This window comes from Bacteroides bouchesdurhonensis, assembly GCF_900155865.1.
GTDB classification, from domain to species: domain Bacteria; phylum Bacteroidota; class Bacteroidia; order Bacteroidales; family Bacteroidaceae; genus Bacteroides; species Bacteroides bouchesdurhonensis.
Window position 1 is genome coordinate 4,251,018 of the sequence record NZ_LT707006.1, and the last position, 19,025, is coordinate 4,270,042.

General features: G+C 38.6%; 18 protein-coding genes, 1 other RNA gene and 1 pseudogene. 9 read left to right on the forward strand and 11 right to left on the reverse strand.

Annotated features, from left to right (window positions below; translation table 11 throughout):
- Positions 1-140: 140 nt before the first annotated feature.
- The 5 genes and pseudogenes from CZ225_RS24505 to CZ225_RS18665 form a co-directional block, all read left to right on the forward strand.
- Positions 141-392, forward strand: a pseudogene (locus CZ225_RS24505) (carboxypeptidase-like regulatory domain-containing protein); the annotation flags it as partial.
- Positions 387-1,796: a DUF4419 domain-containing protein gene (locus CZ225_RS18655; protein WP_234983196.1), complete on the forward strand. Its 1,410-nt coding sequence runs from the start codon at positions 387-389 to the stop codon at positions 1,794-1,796. The pseudogene CZ225_RS24505 and the gene CZ225_RS18655, both read left to right, overlap by 6 nt.
- Positions 1,797-1,966: 170 nt before the next feature.
- Positions 1,967-2,878 carry a helix-turn-helix transcriptional regulator gene (locus tag CZ225_RS18660; RefSeq protein WP_077154982.1) on the forward strand — a complete coding sequence of 304 codons (912 nt, stop codon included), beginning with the start codon at positions 1,967-1,969 and terminating at the stop codon, positions 2,876-2,878.
- 122 nt (positions 2,879-3,000) lie between these two features.
- Positions 3,001-3,165, forward strand: a complete 165-nt coding sequence (locus tag CZ225_RS23750; RefSeq protein WP_159441789.1) for a hypothetical protein — start codon at positions 3,001-3,003, stop codon at positions 3,163-3,165.
- A 427-nt stretch (positions 3,166-3,592) separates the two neighbouring features.
- The gene (locus CZ225_RS18665; RefSeq protein ID WP_077154983.1) at positions 3,593-4,321 is read left to right on the forward strand and encodes a DNA-deoxyinosine glycosylase; all 729 of its coding nucleotides are present in this window, start codon (positions 3,593-3,595) and stop codon (positions 4,319-4,321) included.
- A 510-nt stretch (positions 4,322-4,831) separates the two neighbouring features.
- On the opposite strand, the gene ssrA is transcribed toward CZ225_RS18665, so the two are convergent.
- Positions 4,832-5,228: a transfer-messenger RNA gene (gene ssrA, locus CZ225_RS18670) on the reverse strand.
- A 438-nt stretch (positions 5,229-5,666) separates the two neighbouring features.
- Between ssrA and CZ225_RS18675 the strand changes: the two genes are divergently transcribed.
- Positions 5,667-6,824 (forward strand): lactonase family protein, encoded by a 1,158-nt coding sequence (locus tag CZ225_RS18675; RefSeq protein ID WP_077154984.1) that lies wholly within the window; start codon positions 5,667-5,669, stop codon positions 6,822-6,824.
- 613 nt (positions 6,825-7,437) lie between these two features.
- Here the strand turns inward: CZ225_RS18675 and CZ225_RS18680 are convergent.
- The 8 genes from CZ225_RS18680 to CZ225_RS18715 form a co-directional block, all read right to left on the reverse strand.
- Positions 7,438-8,073: a M23 family metallopeptidase gene (locus CZ225_RS18680; RefSeq protein ID WP_077154985.1), complete on the reverse strand. Its 636-nt coding sequence runs from the start codon at positions 8,071-8,073 to the stop codon at positions 7,438-7,440.
- Between the two features lie 16 nt (positions 8,074-8,089).
- On the reverse strand, positions 8,090-8,752 hold the full coding sequence (locus tag CZ225_RS18685; RefSeq protein ID WP_077154986.1) for a B3/B4 domain-containing protein: 663 nt from the start codon (positions 8,750-8,752) through the stop codon (positions 8,090-8,092).
- A 28-nt stretch (positions 8,753-8,780) separates the two neighbouring features.
- Positions 8,781-9,593, reverse strand: coding sequence for a peptidoglycan editing factor PgeF (pgeF, locus tag CZ225_RS18690; protein ID WP_077154987.1), 813 nt, complete (start codon positions 9,591-9,593; stop codon positions 8,781-8,783).
- The gene (obgE, locus tag CZ225_RS18695; RefSeq protein ID WP_077154988.1) at positions 9,590-10,753 is read right to left on the reverse strand and encodes a GTPase ObgE; all 1,164 of its coding nucleotides are present in this window, start codon (positions 10,751-10,753) and stop codon (positions 9,590-9,592) included. Before obgE ends, pgeF begins: the two co-directional genes overlap by 4 nt.
- Positions 10,754-10,773: 20 nt before the next feature.
- Positions 10,774-11,343: an adenylate kinase gene (locus CZ225_RS18700; protein WP_025075236.1), complete on the reverse strand. Its 570-nt coding sequence runs from the start codon at positions 11,341-11,343 to the stop codon at positions 10,774-10,776.
- Positions 11,344-11,376: 33 nt separating this feature from the next.
- A complete protein-coding gene (gene hpt, locus CZ225_RS18705; protein WP_077155890.1) occupies positions 11,377-11,913 on the reverse strand; it encodes a hypoxanthine phosphoribosyltransferase in 537 nt (178 codons plus the stop codon).
- 40 nt (positions 11,914-11,953) lie between these two features.
- Positions 11,954-13,498 carry a peptide MFS transporter gene (locus CZ225_RS18710; RefSeq protein ID WP_077154989.1) on the reverse strand — a complete coding sequence of 515 codons (1,545 nt, stop codon included), beginning with the start codon at positions 13,496-13,498 and terminating at the stop codon, positions 11,954-11,956.
- Between the two features lie 182 nt (positions 13,499-13,680).
- Complete coding sequence (locus CZ225_RS18715) at positions 13,681-13,905, reverse strand: winged helix-turn-helix domain-containing protein (RefSeq protein ID WP_129585831.1); 225 nt, start codon at positions 13,903-13,905, stop codon at positions 13,681-13,683.
- A gap of 292 nt (positions 13,906-14,197) precedes the next feature.
- On the opposite strand from CZ225_RS18715, the gene CZ225_RS18720 reads away from it, so the two are divergent.
- The 3 genes from CZ225_RS18720 to CZ225_RS18730 all read left to right on the forward strand — a co-directional run bounded on the left by CZ225_RS18720 (position 14,198) and on the right by CZ225_RS18730 (position 17,141).
- On the forward strand, positions 14,198-15,709 hold the full coding sequence (locus tag CZ225_RS18720) for a bifunctional ADP-dependent NAD(P)H-hydrate dehydratase/NAD(P)H-hydrate epimerase (RefSeq protein WP_077154990.1): 1,512 nt from the start codon (positions 14,198-14,200) through the stop codon (positions 15,707-15,709).
- 72 nt (positions 15,710-15,781) lie between these two features.
- On the forward strand, positions 15,782-16,846 hold the full coding sequence (locus tag CZ225_RS18725) for a DUF4831 family protein (protein WP_077154991.1): 1,065 nt from the start codon (positions 15,782-15,784) through the stop codon (positions 16,844-16,846).
- 4 nt (positions 16,847-16,850) lie between these two features.
- Positions 16,851-17,141: a hypothetical protein gene (locus tag CZ225_RS18730; protein WP_077154992.1), complete on the forward strand. Its 291-nt coding sequence runs from the start codon at positions 16,851-16,853 to the stop codon at positions 17,139-17,141.
- On the opposite strand, the gene CZ225_RS18735 is transcribed toward CZ225_RS18730, so the two are convergent.
- Positions 17,106-17,471: a PqqD family protein gene (locus CZ225_RS18735; RefSeq protein WP_077154993.1), complete on the reverse strand. Its 366-nt coding sequence runs from the start codon at positions 17,469-17,471 to the stop codon at positions 17,106-17,108. The genes CZ225_RS18730 and CZ225_RS18735 overlap by 36 nt on opposite strands.
- Before the next feature lie 107 nt (positions 17,472-17,578).
- The gene (locus CZ225_RS18740; RefSeq protein WP_077154994.1) at positions 17,579-18,967 is read right to left on the reverse strand and encodes an MFS transporter; all 1,389 of its coding nucleotides are present in this window, start codon (positions 18,965-18,967) and stop codon (positions 17,579-17,581) included.
- Between the last annotated feature and the right edge of the window lie 58 nt (positions 18,968-19,025).

Below are 19,025 nucleotides of genomic sequence, written 5' to 3' on the forward strand. Positions count from 1 at the left end.
AGAAAAATAAAAAAACTTTAGTCTGTTTATGGAATTTATGTGTATTCTGCATCTTTATAGTAAAAGTGAATTAATAATAACATTAAATACTTGTAGTTATGAAAACAAATCAATTTAGAGTGTTCATGCTCATGCTGCTAATGGCAGTTATTTCTTTGGGAGAAGTAAGTGCACAGCTTATAGAAGTAAAAGGAACAGTTGTAGATAACAAGAATAATCCGTTGATAGGTTGTAATATAACCGTTAAGGGAACAAAAGACGGGACTATTACAGATATCAAAGGAGCTTACTCTATTAAGATAGCTAAAGGTGGAATTTTATGTTTCTCATATATAGGTTATGAGACAATAGAGGTGACTGTTAAGTCTGAGAAAATAAATGTGGTGATGAAAGAATCTGCTACAGACGCTGTAACATACGCTCAAAAGGGGATTACTTTCAAGGTTGAAGAGCTTTCAAAGCCCGAGAAAATACTTAAGACAAAATCTTATGAGGAGATCTATCCCAGTCTCATACTATCTGATACCGGATTAACGCCATTTGAAGTGAAAGAGAAGAATATAAATGTACCCTATAATATTCTTGCAAAAAGCAAAGCTCCCGATCAGCTGGTAAACTATGACTACAACTCATTCTTTTACGGCATGTATGAGGCTTATTCAAATCACAGACCATTCATCTTATCCCCCGATATGATTTGGTTATTAATCAGTCAAGGATTTACAAGACATGTAAAAGCCAATCCGGAGTCTATGAGAAAGTTTTTTGTCGATTTCGTTGGAAAACTATCTTTAGTTGTAGAATCATATAAGCCCCTTAATGATCCGACTCTTGCATGGGAAGAAATTTTTCCTAAATTTACTGATCAGATCAGACAGCATACCGGAGATGAGTTAGTCGAATTATTATCCTGCAATTTTTCAACAACTACATCTGTAGAGAAAATCGCTTCCGAAATAACCATCATGGAAGCAGTAAAACCTTACTTCGAATTTATCATCCTATATGTAGGATGTGGAATTCCAGAAATAACACTTGAAGGAACGCCGGAAGACTGGGAAAAGGTTCTAAACAAAGCCAAGGAATTAAAAAAGTACAATCTCAAATGGTGGATTTCCGAACTGGAACCTCTATTGCAGGAATTTGTAAAAGCCTCAAAAGGAGACATTAATAAAGAATTTTGGCAGAATATGTTCAAATATCATTCACAAAAGAAATATGGAGCTCCTAATATCATTGACGGATGGATAGTCAAGTTTTTCCCTTATGATAAAGACGATAAAAGAAATAATCTGAAACAGTTGGAGGGTGGCAAAAACCTACCTAACGAAATTGTGAAAGTTGATGTCAAGTTCCTAGAAGCAGACAAAGACTCTATTATAGAAACTGAATTAGAGTTCTGGTCCGGTTTTATTGGGTTGGAACAAAATACTGATAATTTTGCTCTAAGACCTCAGATAGGTTGGATGGTCAGGAAAAAAGATATTAATGATAGCGGGCTAGAGAAAAAATTAAGACTTGATGCCCAAAGGGATAACTCCGGTTTTTATAATGGTATTTCACTCAAAGTAAAAGAGTTTCCTATTATTTTATTAAAGCTAGATAATATCAAAAACTTGCAACTCCAATTCAAAGATGAAATAGACATACCTGACGAACTATCAAAGGTAAAAATTGGAAAATTAGATTTATCCGGAAAAATTACGCAAGAAGGAATAGAACGAATTAAAAAACTGTTCCCTACTACTATAATCAGAATAAATGATACGATTGTACAGGGAAAATTATCTTGGTAAGTAGAGCTCCTTGTCGGCACTATTTAGTTTAAAACTAGTCTCTACTCATATAAAGTAAATGCCGAAAGTTTATTAAAAGAGAAGATGACCGGAATAAAATTTGTTCAACGACACGTTTTGTCGCTTGCCTTCAATATCTTTGCCCATAATAAAATCAAATTTATTCTAATATGGGGAAAAAACTGGAAGGATTACAGCGTATGCTGGTTATCATCAATAAACTGAAAGGACTTCAACGGTATGTACCCCGTGAAGAACTGGAAAATTATGTGGCTCACCGCATGGAAGAACGTGGCGAGACGCCTATAGACCTCAGAACACTGCAACGGGACTTTAATGCGATAGAAGAAATGTTCGGCATTCGCATCTGTTTTGACAAGAAACGAAACGGATATTATATCAATGAAGAGGATGACATGAAAATGGAACAATATGAAAGGCTTCTTCTCAATTTTGATATATTGAATGTTTTGGATACTTTCTCCGGTATTCATACTTATGTAATTGCAGAACATCATCGTCCATTAAATAACGAATACTTGCCACTTCTAATCAAGGCTATCAAATTCTCACATCCTATTACTTTTAAATATATGTATGTTCGGGAGAATGGAAAGGTCCGTGAAAAAGAAGTGCTTCCACACTATTTGAAAGAAGACCAATATAGATGGTACCTTCTTGCTTACGAAAAAAACATATTGAAAACTTTCAATGTGGACTGTATTATTGACCCTCAGATATTGTATGGAAAAACATTCAAGCGTAATATGGACATAGACATAAACAGCCTTTTTAAAGATTGTTATGGCATTTGGAACCAGACGAATATTCCTATAGAAGAGATCGAATTGAGTTATAGTCCTTTGGATGGCAGTTTCCTGAAGACTGTTCCATTGCATCATTCCCAAGAAATTATTGTAGATGATGAAAAAGAATTCCGGATCAGGCTACATCTCCGTATTACCAATGATTTTGTGATGGCCCTACTTTCAAGAAGCCGCTCGCTGACAGTCATCAAACCTCTACATCTGAGGAAACAGGTGAAGACTGTTTATGAAGAGGCACTGAGAAGAAACAGATGACAGCGATTCGTTCCCTAAATAAAACCATCTAAAGATAAAAAAACTGAATAACAATTCTTACTGGAGCAAAAGTAATCTTATGAAAGGCATAGGCACTCTTTGCGTCCTTATCATTTTTGGATATGACTGGAAAAATGCAGAATGCAGAATCTGGGGACTTGAACGATTGCAACACCTTCAACGAACATCCGAATGAATATCTTGAAGACCTAGAAGATGAAGCCACTTATCCACCTGAAATCTATGATGCACTGATAAATGACTCAGAAGAGTTGATGACAGAATAAATTAATTAACAAAAAACATAATAGTATGAATCATTTCAAAACATCCCGTACAAAAGAAGCATTTCTATTTAAAGATGCGTTCATTCTTACCTTATTTACAGTTATTTGTCCTATCTTGGGGATTCCTCTTTTATGGCTACTGCAAAGACAGAGCAATTGGTATTATCCCTTCTGCCTAACTGGCATTCTATTATTCATTTGTTGGATTACTTTTGTGGAACAACATTTTGACATTGTATATAAACCATAGTTTTGTCAGAAGTGAACAACAATATCCACTTTGAGTTTAACAATCCATAAACTTTTTGTAACTTCGCAAAGATACGACATGGCTGGTTAGAACATACACAGTTTATTGGAGAAAGCTTATAGAGAACGAAATTTACGACTGAAATAATAGAACAATAATATTAACATATTACTGATTATGAATGAATCACTAAAGAACAGAATACAATCATTGCAGCCTATTATTGACGAAAATTCCGAAATCCTAATATTAGGAACCATGCCTGGCAAAGAATCACTGGAAAGTGAAGAGTACTATGCTTCGCCCAATAACAGTTTTTGGAAAATAGTAAAGCAATTATTCAATTCCAATAGGGAATTCAAAGATTACGAAGAGAAAATCTCATGTTTAAAAAAACACCATATTGCATTATGGGATACGCTACATACTTGCACACGGGAAAGCAGTTTAGATAGCGATATAAAAGAAGAAGAATATAATAACATTGACGGTTTGTTGGCTCGTTATCCCAAAATAAAAAAAATTGTATTTAATGGAAAGAAAGCTACAAACTATTACAAGCCCCAACTGCCATCTTGTATAGCTTGCTCTACCAGCAATGCTTTCGCTAAAAAGATAGAAGAAAAGATAAAGATTTGGGAATCCGCCCTAAACATTAAATATCAAAAAAATATTATGAAAAGTAAGAAAGAATTCAATTCAGAAGAAGTTTGCAAAATTAAAGAATTAATCAGACTAAAACTACAAGCCTCTAATATCGAACAAAAAGGCATTAGAGCCAAGATTCGAAAAATTGGCTTCTTTTGGGAAGATTTTCATCCCAAAACAGAGAAAACGAAAGTGGAGTATAATGTTGAGAACTTTGAAAAATTGATAAAAGACGGATCTATTACTATTCGAGAATAGTACCTATTCAATATCAAATGGCACTATAAATATTTAATATGAATGTGAAATACGGATTTCATCCCTTACAAAACTGAACATCCATAATGTGTTGATCAATAAATTAAGTGAATATTTATTTCATGATAACGCCAGAAGAACTAATACAAGATTTAATAGATTTTTATGGATATGAAGTTGATTTATCCTATGCTATCAACTACATAGACATGGTAGGTCAATATGCAGAAGTTGACAGTTTCCATCTATGGCTACAGGATTTGTCAATAACATAGCTCCAGAATAATGATTGAATGTCTGACCATTTACTTTATTGATTTCAAGATTGATAGAAAGCAAATTTCCTGATTAATATCTATATCTCTTCCAGCGGATTGAAGACCTTGTTTTGTAGTTTAATAAGTTAAAGTAGTATATACTTAAGGCTCCTTTTAATGGGGAATAGGATGGGGAAATAAAGAGATTAGTAAAAAGAAAAAGCTCTGATAATCAGAGCTTTTATTTGTATTTAAGTGGAGCTGGAGGGAATCGAACCCTCGTCCAAACGAGGAAATCATAAGCTTTCTACATGCTTATCTTTGCCTAAATTTTCGTGTTGGAACAGAACCAAAGCCATCAATTCCAACCTTATCCTCTAAAGTTTCATCAAAAGCACGAGGCTACTTTCGACTATCCCCGATGTAACTGCACCACTGGACCGGAATGCTTCGGAGCAACAGCTTCCGAGTGATGTCTCGTCCTGGCACCTAGTGCCTGGATTAAGCTAATCTACTATGATTCGATTAAGCAGCAAGAGCGTAATTAGTTTCGCCAGATAAAATTTTGATAACTGATATTTAAGTGGAAATTACCGACCCACTGCATGCTTACCTACCATTTCTGCCCGCTGTCAAATCCAGTCAACCCCAGAATTCACTCGTACAGAATAGCGAGTTTCAGAACTCTTTCCGAGGGGACAAAGATAGGAAATGTTTTCGGATTTACGATGAGCTATTAGCAAATATTATATTCATCAGGCTTTCATGAACTACTATTAGAACTTTTTCGTACGAAAACAACTAACGAATCACATTCTTGCCGCAAGATATGATTAACGCTGAAGATATAATGAAGAAGTATACGTCAAATCACCCTATCAAGTTATCAGAATGAAATGAGAAAACAGCTAATAACGTTATTGGTAATAAATTAACTGCTTCTTGGAAAGATAACAGGAAAGATTACATTATCTTTGTCTCGCAGAAGGATGTCAAAGTAACGTGGCAGAAACAACGAAGTTGGCATCGCAGAAGTAAAGTCCGTTACCCGAAACAAAAAAATAATAACCATTAAATATACCAGTTTTATGCTCAAAACACTTGCTACCATTTGTGTAATCGGTATGGCCGCCACAAGTTGCACGTCCAAAAGAACGCCCCGGCAGGAAAATTCGGAAGAGCTGAATCACGAACTGACGATGGTCGTAGGCACCTACACTACTGGAGATAGTAAAAGCAAAGGCATTTATAGTTTCCGTTTCAACGAAGATGACGGAACAGCAACTCCACTTAGCGAAGTAGCCATTGAAAATCCGTCTTACCTTACTCCATCGTCTGACGGTAAATTTATTTATGCAGTGAGCGAGTTCAATGATGAACGGGCTGCGGTAAATGCACTGGCTTTTGATAAAGAAAAAGGAACTTTCCGTCTCCTAAACACACAAAAGACAAAAGGCGAAGATCCTTGTTACCTCATCAGCAATGGTAAGAATGTGATAACAGCTAACTATAGTGGTGGAAGTATTTCAGTTTTCCCTATCAGCAAAGATGGCTCTCTCTTGCCTGCATCCGATGTTATACAGTTTCAAGGTTCAGGAATAGATAAAGAACGTCAGGAAAAGCCTCATCTACATTGTGTCCGCATTACTCCTGACGGGAAATATCTGTTTGCTGATGATTTAGGAACAGATCAGATACACAAATTCATTATCCATCCTAATGCTGATTCTGAAAATAAAGAAGCCTTTTTAAAAGCAGGTGATCCGGCCTCTTTTCAAGTGTCTGACGGTTCAGGTCCCCGTCATCTGACTTTCTCACCGAACGGAAAATACGCATACCTTATTAACGAACTTTCAGGTACAGTTATCACTTTTCAATACACTGACGGGATACTAAAAGAAACACAGGTAATTGCTGCAGATACGGTTGGAGCGAAAGGAAGTGCAGATATTCATATTAGTCCCGATGGGAAATTCCTATATGCCAGCAATCGTTTGAAAGCAGACGGGATTGCAATTTTCAGTATTCATCCGAATGATGGAATATTAACAAAAGTGGGTTATCAACTAACGGGTATTCATCCTCGGAATTTTATTATCACTCCTAACGGAAAGTTTCTGTTGGTTGCTTGCAGAGACAGCGATGTCATTCAAGTATACGAAAGGAATCCGGAAACAGGAATGATTAAAAATATACATAAAGACATCAAAACAGATCGACCGGTTTGCCTGAAATTTATTCCATAAACTGTAAAAGCGTCAAACTTAGTACATAGATAGCTCTACATAAGAAAAAACAGCATTTTCTCTATCAACCTATCACCGACATCCTGTACTCCCCTATTCATCGGACATACAAGTGGTGATAGGTTGAAAAAAGATCTATCACCACATCTATCACCTATCACCACTGATACTATAACAAATGACTAATCCCCTGAAGCATACATATCTTTTCTCTAGTATTAATAACCCCAATATAAAGTATTAATAGCTAACTAATAGGCAGATAATAGCTTCATATTAGGAATTAAATTGATTCAAATCTCAGAATAAGCATACGAAACAAAGTGTTTATACGTTTTAAACAATATGTTCTCCTATATGAAACAAAGTGTTCTCCTATATGAAACAATGTGTTCAAAGGCTTAGAACAATGTGTTCAAAGGCTTGAAACAACATGTGGAGAAGAAACGAACCTCATCATTAATCTAGTATATTGGAAATAAATCAGGTGATAGGTGATAGATGGGGTGATAGGTCTTTTTTTAACCTATCACCACTTGAATGTCCGATGAATAGGGGAATACAGAATGCCGGTGATAGGTTGATAGAGAAAATGCTGTTTTTCTACAGGAGGCTATTTCTTGTTCTGAGCAATACAATTATTGTCCTGGTTTTGTTTCACAATAATTCCATTTCCATTTTTCGTGCATTTGATAGACCCCTTACGTAATGTACCATCTTTCAGATTAAAAATTATATTCGGATTGAAATGCTGTCCATTGATACGGGTTTCAAAATGCAGATGTTCCGTAGTTGCCCGTCCGGTACGACCAGTCAGACCGATAGGTTGCCCTGCTTTTACTATATCTCCGCTATGAACTAAATTCTGGGAATTATGGCTGTAGATAGTTTCCAGTCCGTTAGCATGACGGACTACTACCACATTTCCATAAGCACTATAAGGTTTCGACATACGCACTACTCCGTCGAAAGCGCAACGGATCGTATCTTTAGCACATGTCTTGATATCTGCACCCGAATGTCCTTTACGAGCACCGTAAGCAGAAATGACTTTACCGCCCGGCAATGGGAAAGCATAACCCATTTCTTTCAAAGAATCCAAATGCAAATAAATACTTTTGTCTTGCGAAAAAAGCCCCGGGGTAACTACGCGGATATGGTTTACTTCCATCGAAGAGAAAGATGGCTTATCCTGTGCCTGTATAGAGATAGAAAATAAGATAGCAATTAATAAGGTGATGTTTTTCATGGTGGTTTTTCTTTTATTAGAAATAGCTGATTTCTCCTCCTACCGATTCTGTGTATTTCTGCAATAAAGTCTGAATCATTTCAGCAGCCTCTCTCAATCCTTCTCTCCCATTATAGCCATTGACAATAGCAAGAATATGAGTCGTAGCGATATCCATTTTAGTCCTCTCATGATCACTGGTAGGCGTACCTATTCCACCGATGGCATCCCGGTAAACCGGTAATCCTTCGATATTCAACACACCTCGCCCGATACCTTCGAATGGCTCATTAGCCTTACCAATTCCCAATTCCAGTTGCTTTCCCTGTATCTTGTCCGCATCAAAGCCACCTATAGAATGTCCCGTACGAAGAGATACCAAGTTGATAAGATCAACCAATGTATCAATCTGATACAAAGGAATCCCGCGCATCAAACGACGACGTAAGGCTTCTGCCGAAGGGCGATACCGACCGGGATCTTTCCCACAACGTTTATATGCTTCACGAGTGGCAGCAATGACCGGTTGAAGTTTGATATCATCTATCTGTGTAGTAGTAGTCAGTTCCTTGGTAAATTCATTAATTTCATTCCAAAGCCCTTCACTGTACGTCGAATTTTTGACTGCCGCATATACAGCAGCTCCGGCAAACACCGGACAAGCTTGTTTTATTTCCTGAGATACTTTTATTTCAAACATAGTAGATACATTTTAAAACAGCATAAACTCAATCATTGATCATAATTCCCGACAGTATACGACCGGAATTAATTCCCAGCCTACGTGCCGAGAAGAAATCCTCGTGATTCTTATAAGTACATATACCCGATACCTCAATTTGATTGGCAGGAACTCCGGAGTTCAACAATTCAATCCGGTTTGCTTCCCATAAATCAATATGATGCTTTTTCGTCTCCTCTTTCCAGAGAGAGATGCGTGACATATCAAACCCTTCCTTACGAAAAGCTTCAAACACTTCCTTCCCTACTTCAAATGATTCGAGTGAAATACTGGGGCCAATACAAGCAATGACATCCTCTCCTTTGGTCCCGAACTTTTGATTCATGTGATACAGCACTCCTTGAACAATATGTTTCACAGTCCCTTTCCAACCGGCGTGGACAGCGGCCACTACCTGAAGTTTTTTATCATAAAGTAATACCGGCACACAATCGGCCGTCGAGACACAGATGCAATACCCCGGCTTGGCAGTTATCAATGCATCGATACCGTCCAATACTGCCTGTCTCATAAGCAACGGAAGTCCGAAGTAATAATCATCAATCACCAGACTAGCATCATTATGAACCTGTTGCGGAATGATTAAGTCTTTTACAGGATGTTTTATGCTCTGCAACAGAGTGAATTGATTCAACAAAACATCTTTTGACTTGTCCTCCGTATAAGGTGAACAATTAAATGAATCGTAGTTCCCCTTGCTACAACCTTTACTACGTGCCGTCACAAAATGAGAAATGTTGGAATAAGAGTTTAACAACTCGTATCCCAACAATCTTTTATCTTTTGTAATAGCGATCATTTTTCTTCCCAGTCTTCTTCGTATTCGTAATCTAAATCATCTTCATCCTCTTCCAACTCTTCCTCATATTCATAGTCGAGATCTTCGTCCTCACCCATGTCTTTGAGTTCTTGTTGCAATTTATTTACATCTTTCGGACGATGAACAATTGCTTCTATTTTATTGTTCTCCTGATTCAGTTCCTCCCAAAGAATATCCTTCAATACGGAAATGCCTAAGCCGGAAACAGAAGAGATAAATACATGCGGAATGCCTTCGGGCAACGTCGGCTCTATCTCATCCATCAGCTCCTGATCGAGCATGTCACTCTTTGTAATAGCTAGCACCCGCTGCTTGTCGAGCATTTCAGGATTGAAAGTAGCCAGTTCGTTCAGCAATACTTCATATTCTCTGCGAATATCATCACTATCCGCAGGAACCATAAACAAAAGCAATGAGTTACGTTCGATATGACGCAGGAAACGCAATCCTAATCCTTTACCCTGACTGGCACCTTCGATAATTCCCGGTATGTCCGCCATAACGAATGACTTTCCGTCACGATAGGAAACAATGCCCAGATTAGGTTCGAGTGTAGTAAACGGATAATCCGCAATCTTCGGTTTCGCTGCAGAAATAGCAGAAAGAAGCGTAGACTTTCCCGCATTCGGGAAGCCTACCAAGCCAACGTCTGCAAGGAGTTTCAGCTCTATGATCACAGTCATTTCCTGCATTGGTTCCCCCGGCTGCGCAAAGCGCGGAGCCTGACGGGTAGCTGTCTTGAAATGAGAGTTACCCAGACCGCCTCTTCCACCTTTCAGCAGAATCACTTCTTGACCGTCTTCGGTCACATCACAAATATATTCCCCCGTTTCGGCATTATAAACTACCGTCCCACAAGGTACTTCAATTACTTTATCCGCACCGTCTTTTCCGAAGCTACGGTTCTTACTTCCCGATTCTCCATGACCAGCCATTGCATGACGGTCGAACTTCAAGTGAAGCAATGTCCAATAGTTACGGTTACCGCGCAAGATGATATGACCTCCTCTTCCGCCATCGCCCCCGTCGGGACCACCGTTAGGACAATATTTCTCGCGCCTCATGTGCGTAGAGCCTCTTCCGCCCTTACCGGAGCGGCAGTATATCTTTACGTAATCAACAAAATTCGATTCAGCCATATTGTTTCTATTCCTTTTAATTAAATGTTATCTACTACTTTGCAGATATCAGCAAAAATACCATCCATCGTACCTAAACCGTTGATATGCTGATATTTTTTTTCTCCTTTATACCAATCGATCAGCGGAGCAGTCTGTGAATGATAAACAGTCAGGCGTTTCTTAATTGTTTCTTCGTTATCGTCGGCACGACCGGAATCTTTACCACGTTTGATCAAACGAGTCATCAATTCATCTTCCGGAACTTCCAGATCCAGCATAACAGAAACATCCTGCCCTCTTTCCACCAGCATCTTCTTCAATGCTTCTGCCTGTGCAATTGTTCTTGGAAAACCGTCGAAAATTACACCTTTACTATCTTTAAAGCTATCAAATACGCTTGCCAAAATATCAATCATCAATTCGTCAGGAATCAATTGCCCCTGATCGATATAACCTTTAGCAGTTTTGCCCAGTTCCGTACCATTCTTAATTTCTGCACGCAATACATCTCCTGTCGAGATGTGATTAATTCCATACTTCTCTACAATACGTTCACTCTGTGTTCCTTTTCCAGAACCCGGAGCACCGAAAATTACAATGTTCAACATCTTTTCTTCCTAAAATTTAATTTGTATTTGATTTTAATCTATCACAGTATAAATATCGGGATAATTACGCCCGAAACCGTCATAATCCAATCCGTAACCCACGATAAAGTCGTTAGGTATCTCCATCGCTACATATTCAATATTCAGATCTACTTTCAGTTTGTCCGGCTTTACCAACAGAGAAGCGATGTGAATGGCTTCGGGATTACGTGTCCCCAATGTTTCCAGCAATCGTTGCATAGTAAGTCCCGTATCTACAATATCTTCCACGATAACGACCGTACGTCCGGCAATGTCTTCATTCAGACCTATTACTTCTTTTATCTTTCCCGTAGAAGTCACTCCCTGATAAGAAGCCAGCTTAACAAATGAAATTTCGCAAGGAATTGTGATATGTTTCAGCAAGTCGGCAGTAAACATAAACGAACCGTTCAACACACTAAGAAAGAGCGGATTCTTACCAGCCAAATCACGATTAATTTCGTTCGCTACCCGAATCACTTCTTTCTGAATATCCTGTTCTTTAATTGAAACAGCAAATTGTTTATCTTTTATCTGAATGGTATTCATAACCGGTAATTTTAAAAAAGTTGAGGCAAAAGTACAATTTTTATTCCACTCCATGCATCATCTTCTGTAATTTCTTCGAAAGGAGGAACAGAATCAGGGAGGCAACACCGGACATTACTACGAACACCATAAAGAAATCGTACATGCTGGCAATCTGAAAACCAAGGATTGATTTTACTTTTCCATCTTCGGGGTAAAGTCCGCTTAGCATACCTGCAAACTTATTGGCAGTGGCTGTAGAAAGATACCAGATACCCATCATCAGGGAGGCAAAACGCAACGGACTGAGCCGATTGACCATCGAAAGCCCTATAGGAGACAATGCCAATTCACCCATTGTATGAATAAAATAAAGACCTGTCAGCCAAATCATACTAACTTTCACACCGGGAATCGCATCTTTCACACCAAAACAAATAAAGAGATATCCTAATGAAAGAAGAAGTAATCCGATCGCTTGCTTGGTCGGAGAAGACGGCTCCATTTTACGTTTATTCAGAAAATTCCATATTTCCGGCATAATATAAGCCAACAATACAACAAAAAGCGGATTGAAGGATTGGAACCAGGAAGCGGGCATTTCCCAACCTAATATATCACGATTGGTTTGTTCGGCTGCAAAAAGGGTCAGAGAAGCACCCGCCTGTTCGTAAGCAGCCCAGAAGAATATCACAAAGAAAGCTACAATATAAATCACAAAAATACGACTGCGTTCAATTTTCGTCAATGAACCATCCAACAGAATAAGGATAGGGAATACAATACAAGCGGTAAAAATACCGATACTTACCCAATCTCCGCTAAAAGCATAGCTGAAAAAAATCAATAAGACGGCTGTCAGCAGAGTGATGATAACACCATTACGCCACTTGGTTGCCGAATTCATCTTCGGATGTGAAATGTGTTCGGCTTTATCTTCTTTCTTTTCACGCTTTGCGTCAGGAATTATACCAATAGGTTCTCCGGAAGGATTGAAAAGATATTTGTTCTTCTGAGTTTCAAAAAGGATTACTGTGAATAGTGTCATAATGCCGGATGCAAGAAATCCCCATTTGAAATCCTGTGGATTTCCGGTTTCTCCCAAATATCCGCAGATTAAAGGGGCCGCAAAAGAACCGACGTTTACTCCCATATAAAAGATGGTATAAGCAGCATCGAGACGTTTATCTCCCGGTTCATAAAGTTGTCCGACAAGGGAAGAAACGGTAGGCTTGAAACAACCATTACCTAATATAAGGAAGCCAAGCCCTCCATACATTAACCAATGTGCGAGTTGAGTACTGTCCAGTGTAGAGGCACTCATAAACATCATGAATTGTCCGACTGCCATCATCACTGCTCCCCAGAATACCGAACGACGGATACCCCAGTATTTATCAGCAATATAACCACCGATCAAAGGAGTCAGATAAACTAATCCGGTATAGCTACCATAAATAGATGCGGCCGCTTCTTTATCAAACATTAAAGCTTGCGTTAAGAAAAGAATGAAAATGGCACGCATACCGTAATAACTGAAACGTTCTGCCGTGCTTGTCGCAAAAATAAGATAAAGGCCTTTCGGATGCCCTTTCAATGCACTCATAAATATAAATGTTAGTAGTTTACGAGTTGCAAAGGTATAAAAAATAGATTAAACGGCTCATAAAAGCGAATTCTTATGAAGCAATAAAAATCAAAACGCAGTAAATTCCATTCATCCACCTAATTAAGTTTTCAACAGTATAAATAATCGAGTGGACACCAACCTTCATGCAAACAAAACCTTTAACCAAAGGTAAATTCTACATTCTCAATGTTTGCAAAAAGCATTTCATCTTTTTTCCGAAGAAAGATTTTGTTTTCCCTAGCCAACCAACCGATAGCCAGAGCTACATCTTCAAATGTCAAACCTAAGTCGCGACATAAGTCAAACATAGAAAGTTCACCTTTCTCATTTAAAATACGCCATACTTTTCCTGCATTTACGCCAATTTTAGTTTTCTCCATCATGCAAACTTTAAAAGATTAAACAATATATTTATAATCAGAATTGTAAGCAAAGGAAAATAATACTATTTTATACTATCACAAAGATAATATTTTTTCGCAGAATAACAAATAATCAGCCTCTTCCTATTCAAATAATATGAAAAAAGAGGATATATAAATACTGATACAATGACTAATCGATCAATGAGTAGTAAATAGCAACTCATTTTTCTTTGTGCTATCTTTATCAATAAAAGGATTAATTCAGAGTTTTTGTGTAAATTTGTAGGTCGAAAACTAAAAGAACATTACAATGAAAATATTTCCAAGCAGTAGTATTAAAAGACTGGACGCTTATACCATTGAAAACGAACCGATTGCCTCTATAGATTTGATGGAACGTGCCGCAAAAGCACTTACTAAAGCCATTACTCAAAGATGGGATACAGAAACACCTGTTACTGTTTTTGCAGGTCCGGGAAACAATGGCGGTGATGCCCTTGCCGTGGCTCGTATGATGGCAGAGAAAGGATATGAAGTGGAAGTATTTCTCTTCAACACCAAAGGAGAACTTTCTCCTGACTGCCAAACGAACAAAGAGTTGGTAGAAATGATGGAAGAAGTGAAATTCCACGAGATTACCACACAATTTGTTCCCCCGACATTAACTTCCCGACATTTGGTAATCGATGGTTTGTTCGGTTCCGGACTGAATAAACCTCTCAGCGGAGGATTCGCTGCCGTTGTGAAATATATCAATTCTTCCCCAGCTACTATCCTATCTATTGACGTTCCTTCGGGATTGATGTGCGAAGAAAACACATTTAATGTCAAAGCACATATTATCCGTGCTGATGTTACTTTTAGCTTGCAATTTCCGAAACTAGCATTCCTCTTTGCTGAAAATACTGAATTTGTAGGTGAATGGGACATTTTGGATATTCAATTGAGTCAGGAAGGCATCGAAGAAACTGAAACGAACTATGAGATGTTGGAGGTCGAAGAGATTCGTTCTTTGATCAAACCACGAAAGCAATTTGCTCATAAAGGAAACTTCGGACATGCTCTGCTGATAGCTGGTTCCAAAGGTATGGGAGGAGCATCTGTATTGGCAGCACGTGCTTGTCTTCGTTCAGGAGTGGGATTGCTCACTGTACACGCACCGTTCTGCAATAACGATATCCTGCAAACCTCCATTCCTGAAGCAATAGTAGAAAATGATGCGAATGAAACTTGCTTCGCTATACCAACCGATACGGACAACTACCAAGCTGTAGGCATCGGTCCGGGACTTGGACGAAGTAATGAAACCGAAGCTGCTTTACTGGAACAATTAGAACATTGCCAATCACCCGTGGTACTGGATGCAGATGCACTAACTATTTTAGCCAATCATCACCATACGCTTACTCATCTCCCTAAAGGCTCTATCTTGACTCCACATCCCAAAGAGTTAGAACGTCTGGTCGGAAAATGCCAGGATTCCTACGAACGACTAATGAAAGCTTGTGAACTGGCACGTACCGCAAAAGTACATATCATACTAAAAGGTGCATACTCCGCTATTATCACTCCCGAAGGTAAATGCTATTTCAACCCGACCGGAAATCCGGGTATGGCAACCGGAGGCAGTGGCGATGTACTCACCGGAGTGGTATTAGCGTTACTCGCTCAGGGGTATTCTGCAGAAGAAGCTGCCAAAATAGGTACTTACATTCATGGCCTGGCAGGAGATTTCGCACAAAAGAAACAGGGTATGATAGGACTTATAGCAAGTGACATTATTTCCTGTCTTCCTACCGCATGGAGATTGGTAAGCGAATAAAAGTTAAGAACTTACAGATTTATAAATAACTTCATTAACTTTGTTTTCAGAATCAGCAAAAAATAACCGAATATGAAGAAATTAATAATAGCAACCGGACTATTAATAGCAACTACCGCTTATGCACAGACTGAAGTACTGACAGGTGTCACGCGGGGAAAAGATTATGGAGTAGTGTATACCCTCCCAAAAACACAGATTGAACTTGAAATTAAAGCAAATAAAATAAGATATACTCCGGGTGAATTCAGCAAATATGCTAATCGCTATTTACGTTTGAATAATGTTTCTACTGACCCTGAAGAATATTGGGAGCTTACGAGTGTAAAAGTGACTCCGATAGGTGTACCCAACGGTGATGCGACTTATTTTGTTAAACTGAAGGACAAAACCGTAGCTCCTCTAATGGAACTAACGGAAAACGGAATTATAAAATCAATAAACGTTCCTTATACCAAAAGTAATCCCCCCAAAGCACCTGTAGCAACTCCTACTATACCAAATAAAGTAAACCCTCGTGATTTTCTCACAGAAGAAATCTTGATCGCAAGCTCCACTGCTAAGATGGCAGAATTGGTAGCCAAAGAAATTTATAATATTCGCGAAAGCAAGAATGCCTTATTAAGAGGACAAGCTGATAATACACCTTCGGATGGCGCACAACTGAAAATCATGATCGACAATCTGAATGCACAGGAGGAAGCCATGACCGAGATGTTTGCCGGAACTCGCGATAAAGAAGAAAAAACATTCACTATCCGTTTGACTCCTGATAAAGAGTTAGAAAATGAAGTCGCTTTCCGCTTCTCTAAAAAACTGGGTGTAGTTAGTAATGACGATTTAGCCGGAATTCCTTATTATATCAATCTGAAAGATTTGAAAACGGTTAAAATGCCGCAAGAAGACGAAAAGAAGAAAAAAGATCTGGATGGTATTGCTTATAACGTGCCGGGACAAGCATTGGTGACCCTGACCGATGGTAAAAAGAAACTTTACGAAAGTGAAATCCCAGTTACCCAGTTTGGAATTGTAGAATATCTGGCTCCGGTTCTATTCAACAAAAACTCAACCATCAAAGTATATTTCGATCCGAACACCGGTGGTCTGCTCAAAGTAGAAAGAGAAGAAAATAAATAAGACTATGGTAGGAGAAGGATTTGCATTTGACATGATACGGCGAATTAAGCTTAACAAAGAAGCTTCCCGTTTACGACGAGAACGTGCCAGTGAAAGAGTCCAGCGTATGCATTCTGCTGAGAGTCACTATCCACTGCCGGATACTACTCCTGAAGAAATGGAGAAGATTATTCACCAATCTGAAGAAAAGAAAGAGAAAGATGAAAGTTACTTTAAATGGGGAGGTTTCATCATTTTTGGAGCACTGATCGTACTCACCTTAATTGCTTGGGGTATTTTCCTTATTTATAATTAACTTGATGAATCCATCTTTCTGTAACTGAGAAAGATAAACAGATACACGAGACTCGTAGCCCGCTTCATGATGAAAGTGGTCTGCGAGTTTTTCTATAATATCCTGAACCGTTCGCTTATTGTCTATCAACTCCCAGACAGCCGTTCCATGTTCTTCCAAACGTACATGAATCTCCTTTGACATTCCTTTGGGAACCAGATAACGGTTCATCCACGAACGTTTGAAACGGGGAAAGGAGAGAATCACCTCCTCTCCTTCCTTCACCGCTGTAATATGTTCACTACGACAGGGAATAACCTCTAACAGGTTTATTTTCTTTTTCTCCGCCATTATTTTATCTTTTTTGTTGTCCGCACCTTTACCTAACGTGATTTTGAAAGTACATTGTCAGACAAGTGATATCAAACTCTTTTTGTATCGTATATAGAAATAAAATATTATTTCTTGATATTAGGTTCTTCCAAACCATAACCTTTCTTCCGGTTTTCTGCTTTCAACAGCAAAGCAACAATCAAAGCCAGTACACCGAAGACAGCAAAAATGGTCATAGGTAATGTGTAATCATAAGTCTGTGCACCATCTACAACCGGACCTTTACAGTATGAATTAAGCACCCACCCAATCAACAAAGGTACACCCATCAATCCCCAATTCTGCACCCAGAAAATTAAGGCATAAGCTGTACCCAACTGTTTTTCCGGAATAATCTTAGGAACAGAAGGCCACATTGCAGAAGGAACCAGAGAAAATGCAAATCCCAATATAATCATAATCACAGTAGCAAACCACCATACATTCAATATAGGAAGAGCAAACATAGTATGTACAAAAATCAACATAATGGAACCGATTACCATCAAAGTAGCACCCTTACCAATCCGGTCATATAATGAACCGAACAAAGGTGTCAGCACAATAGCACCAATTGGCAACAATCCAGGAATGGTTCCTGCCAACTTCGGATCCACATTATATTTCTGTACCATCAAATCAGCCGCATACTTAATAAACGGGAATACTGCTGAATAGAACAATACACACAACAAGGCAATCAACCAAAAACCTTTGTTAGTGATAATATATACAATATCTTTCATGCGGAACGGTTCTTCCGGTTCCAAGCCTTCTGCATCCAACGAAGCATCTAGTTTCCTGTCGTAGAACGTATATATAAAGAAAGCGATAGTTCCTACACAAAGCATTACCAGGCAAAACAAAATAGGAGCAGGAATATTAGTATGGAAAGTTCCGGTCTCGTCTGTAGTACCGAAGAAGTCTGCCAAAGGAACAGTCAACACCATAGCCAACGTCGTACCGATACGTGCAGTAGCCATCTCAAGTCCCATAGCAAGAGCCATTTCTTTTCCTTTGAACCATTTCACTATAATCTTAGAAACCGTAATACCTGCAATTTCCACTCCCACGCCAAAGACAGCATATCCAATGGCAGCAAGTGTTACCTGCATCCTAAATCCGAAAAGCATCGAACCTTCGGGAAATGTGGTTGATACCGCATAATATTTTAGTCCACAACCAAATACCATCAACAAACATGCCCCCATTCCTGTGAAACGGACTCCCATCTTATCTAGGATGATACCGCCGAAAATCAGCATTAATAAGAATACATTGAACCAACCATAGGCACTCGTAAAGAAGCCATAGTCCAAACTATCCCATAACAGTTCTTTCTCCAACATGGGTTTTAAAGGTGACATGACGTCGGTAAGGAAGTAGCCGCACAACATTGTAAAAGCGACCAATGCAAGAACACTCCAACGCAACATAGCGGAGTCATTCAATTTTTGTTTCAATTGTTCTGTCATTGTTATATTTCAAAAAGTATTAATAATCAGATTACGGGCAACAAAGGTAGTTAAATAT

What these genes read in the sequence shown, in the direction of transcription:
- CZ225_RS18660 (WP_077154982.1), top strand. Translation starts at nt 1,967, where the DNA reads ATGGGGAAAAAACTGGAAGGATTACAGCGTATGCTGGTTATCATCAAT.
- CZ225_RS18685 (WP_077154986.1), bottom strand. Translation starts at nt 8,752, where the DNA reads ATGTTTGAAATAAAAGTATCTCAGGAAATAAAACAAGCTTGTCCGGTG.
- CZ225_RS18740 (WP_077154994.1), bottom strand. Translation starts at nt 18,967, where the DNA reads ATGACAGAACAATTGAAACAAAAATTGAATGACTCCGCTATGTTGCGT.
- CZ225_RS18655 (WP_234983196.1), top strand. Translation starts at nt 387, where the DNA reads ATGAAAGAATCTGCTACAGACGCTGTAACATACGCTCAAAAGGGGATT.
- CZ225_RS18700 (WP_025075236.1), bottom strand. Translation starts at nt 11,343, where the DNA reads ATGTTGAACATTGTAATTTTCGGTGCTCCGGGTTCTGGAAAAGGAACA.
- CZ225_RS18680 (WP_077154985.1), bottom strand. Translation starts at nt 8,073, where the DNA reads ATGAAAAACATCACCTTATTAATTGCTATCTTATTTTCTATCTCTATA.
- CZ225_RS18725 (WP_077154991.1), top strand. Translation starts at nt 15,782, where the DNA reads ATGAAGAAATTAATAATAGCAACCGGACTATTAATAGCAACTACCGCT.
- CZ225_RS18720 (WP_077154990.1), top strand. Translation starts at nt 14,198, where the DNA reads ATGAAAATATTTCCAAGCAGTAGTATTAAAAGACTGGACGCTTATACC.
- pgeF (WP_077154987.1), bottom strand. Translation starts at nt 9,593, where the DNA reads ATGATCGCTATTACAAAAGATAAAAGATTGTTGGGATACGAGTTGTTA.
- CZ225_RS18730 (WP_077154992.1), top strand. Translation starts at nt 16,851, where the DNA reads ATGGTAGGAGAAGGATTTGCATTTGACATGATACGGCGAATTAAGCTT.
- CZ225_RS23750 (WP_159441789.1), top strand. Translation starts at nt 3,001, where the DNA reads ATGACTGGAAAAATGCAGAATGCAGAATCTGGGGACTTGAACGATTGC.
- CZ225_RS18675 (WP_077154984.1), top strand. Translation starts at nt 5,667, where the DNA reads ATGCTCAAAACACTTGCTACCATTTGTGTAATCGGTATGGCCGCCACA.
- CZ225_RS18715 (WP_129585831.1), bottom strand. Translation starts at nt 13,905, where the DNA reads ATGATGGAGAAAACTAAAATTGGCGTAAATGCAGGAAAAGTATGGCGT.
- obgE (WP_077154988.1), bottom strand. Translation starts at nt 10,753, where the DNA reads ATGGCTGAATCGAATTTTGTTGATTACGTAAAGATATACTGCCGCTCC.
- CZ225_RS18735 (WP_077154993.1), bottom strand. Translation starts at nt 17,471, where the DNA reads ATGGCGGAGAAAAAGAAAATAAACCTGTTAGAGGTTATTCCCTGTCGT.
- CZ225_RS18710 (WP_077154989.1), bottom strand. Translation starts at nt 13,498, where the DNA reads ATGAGTGCATTGAAAGGGCATCCGAAAGGCCTTTATCTTATTTTTGCG.
- hpt (WP_077155890.1), bottom strand. Translation starts at nt 11,913, where the DNA reads ATGAATACCATTCAGATAAAAGATAAACAATTTGCTGTTTCAATTAAA.
- CZ225_RS18665 (WP_077154983.1), top strand. Translation starts at nt 3,593, where the DNA reads ATGAATGAATCACTAAAGAACAGAATACAATCATTGCAGCCTATTATT.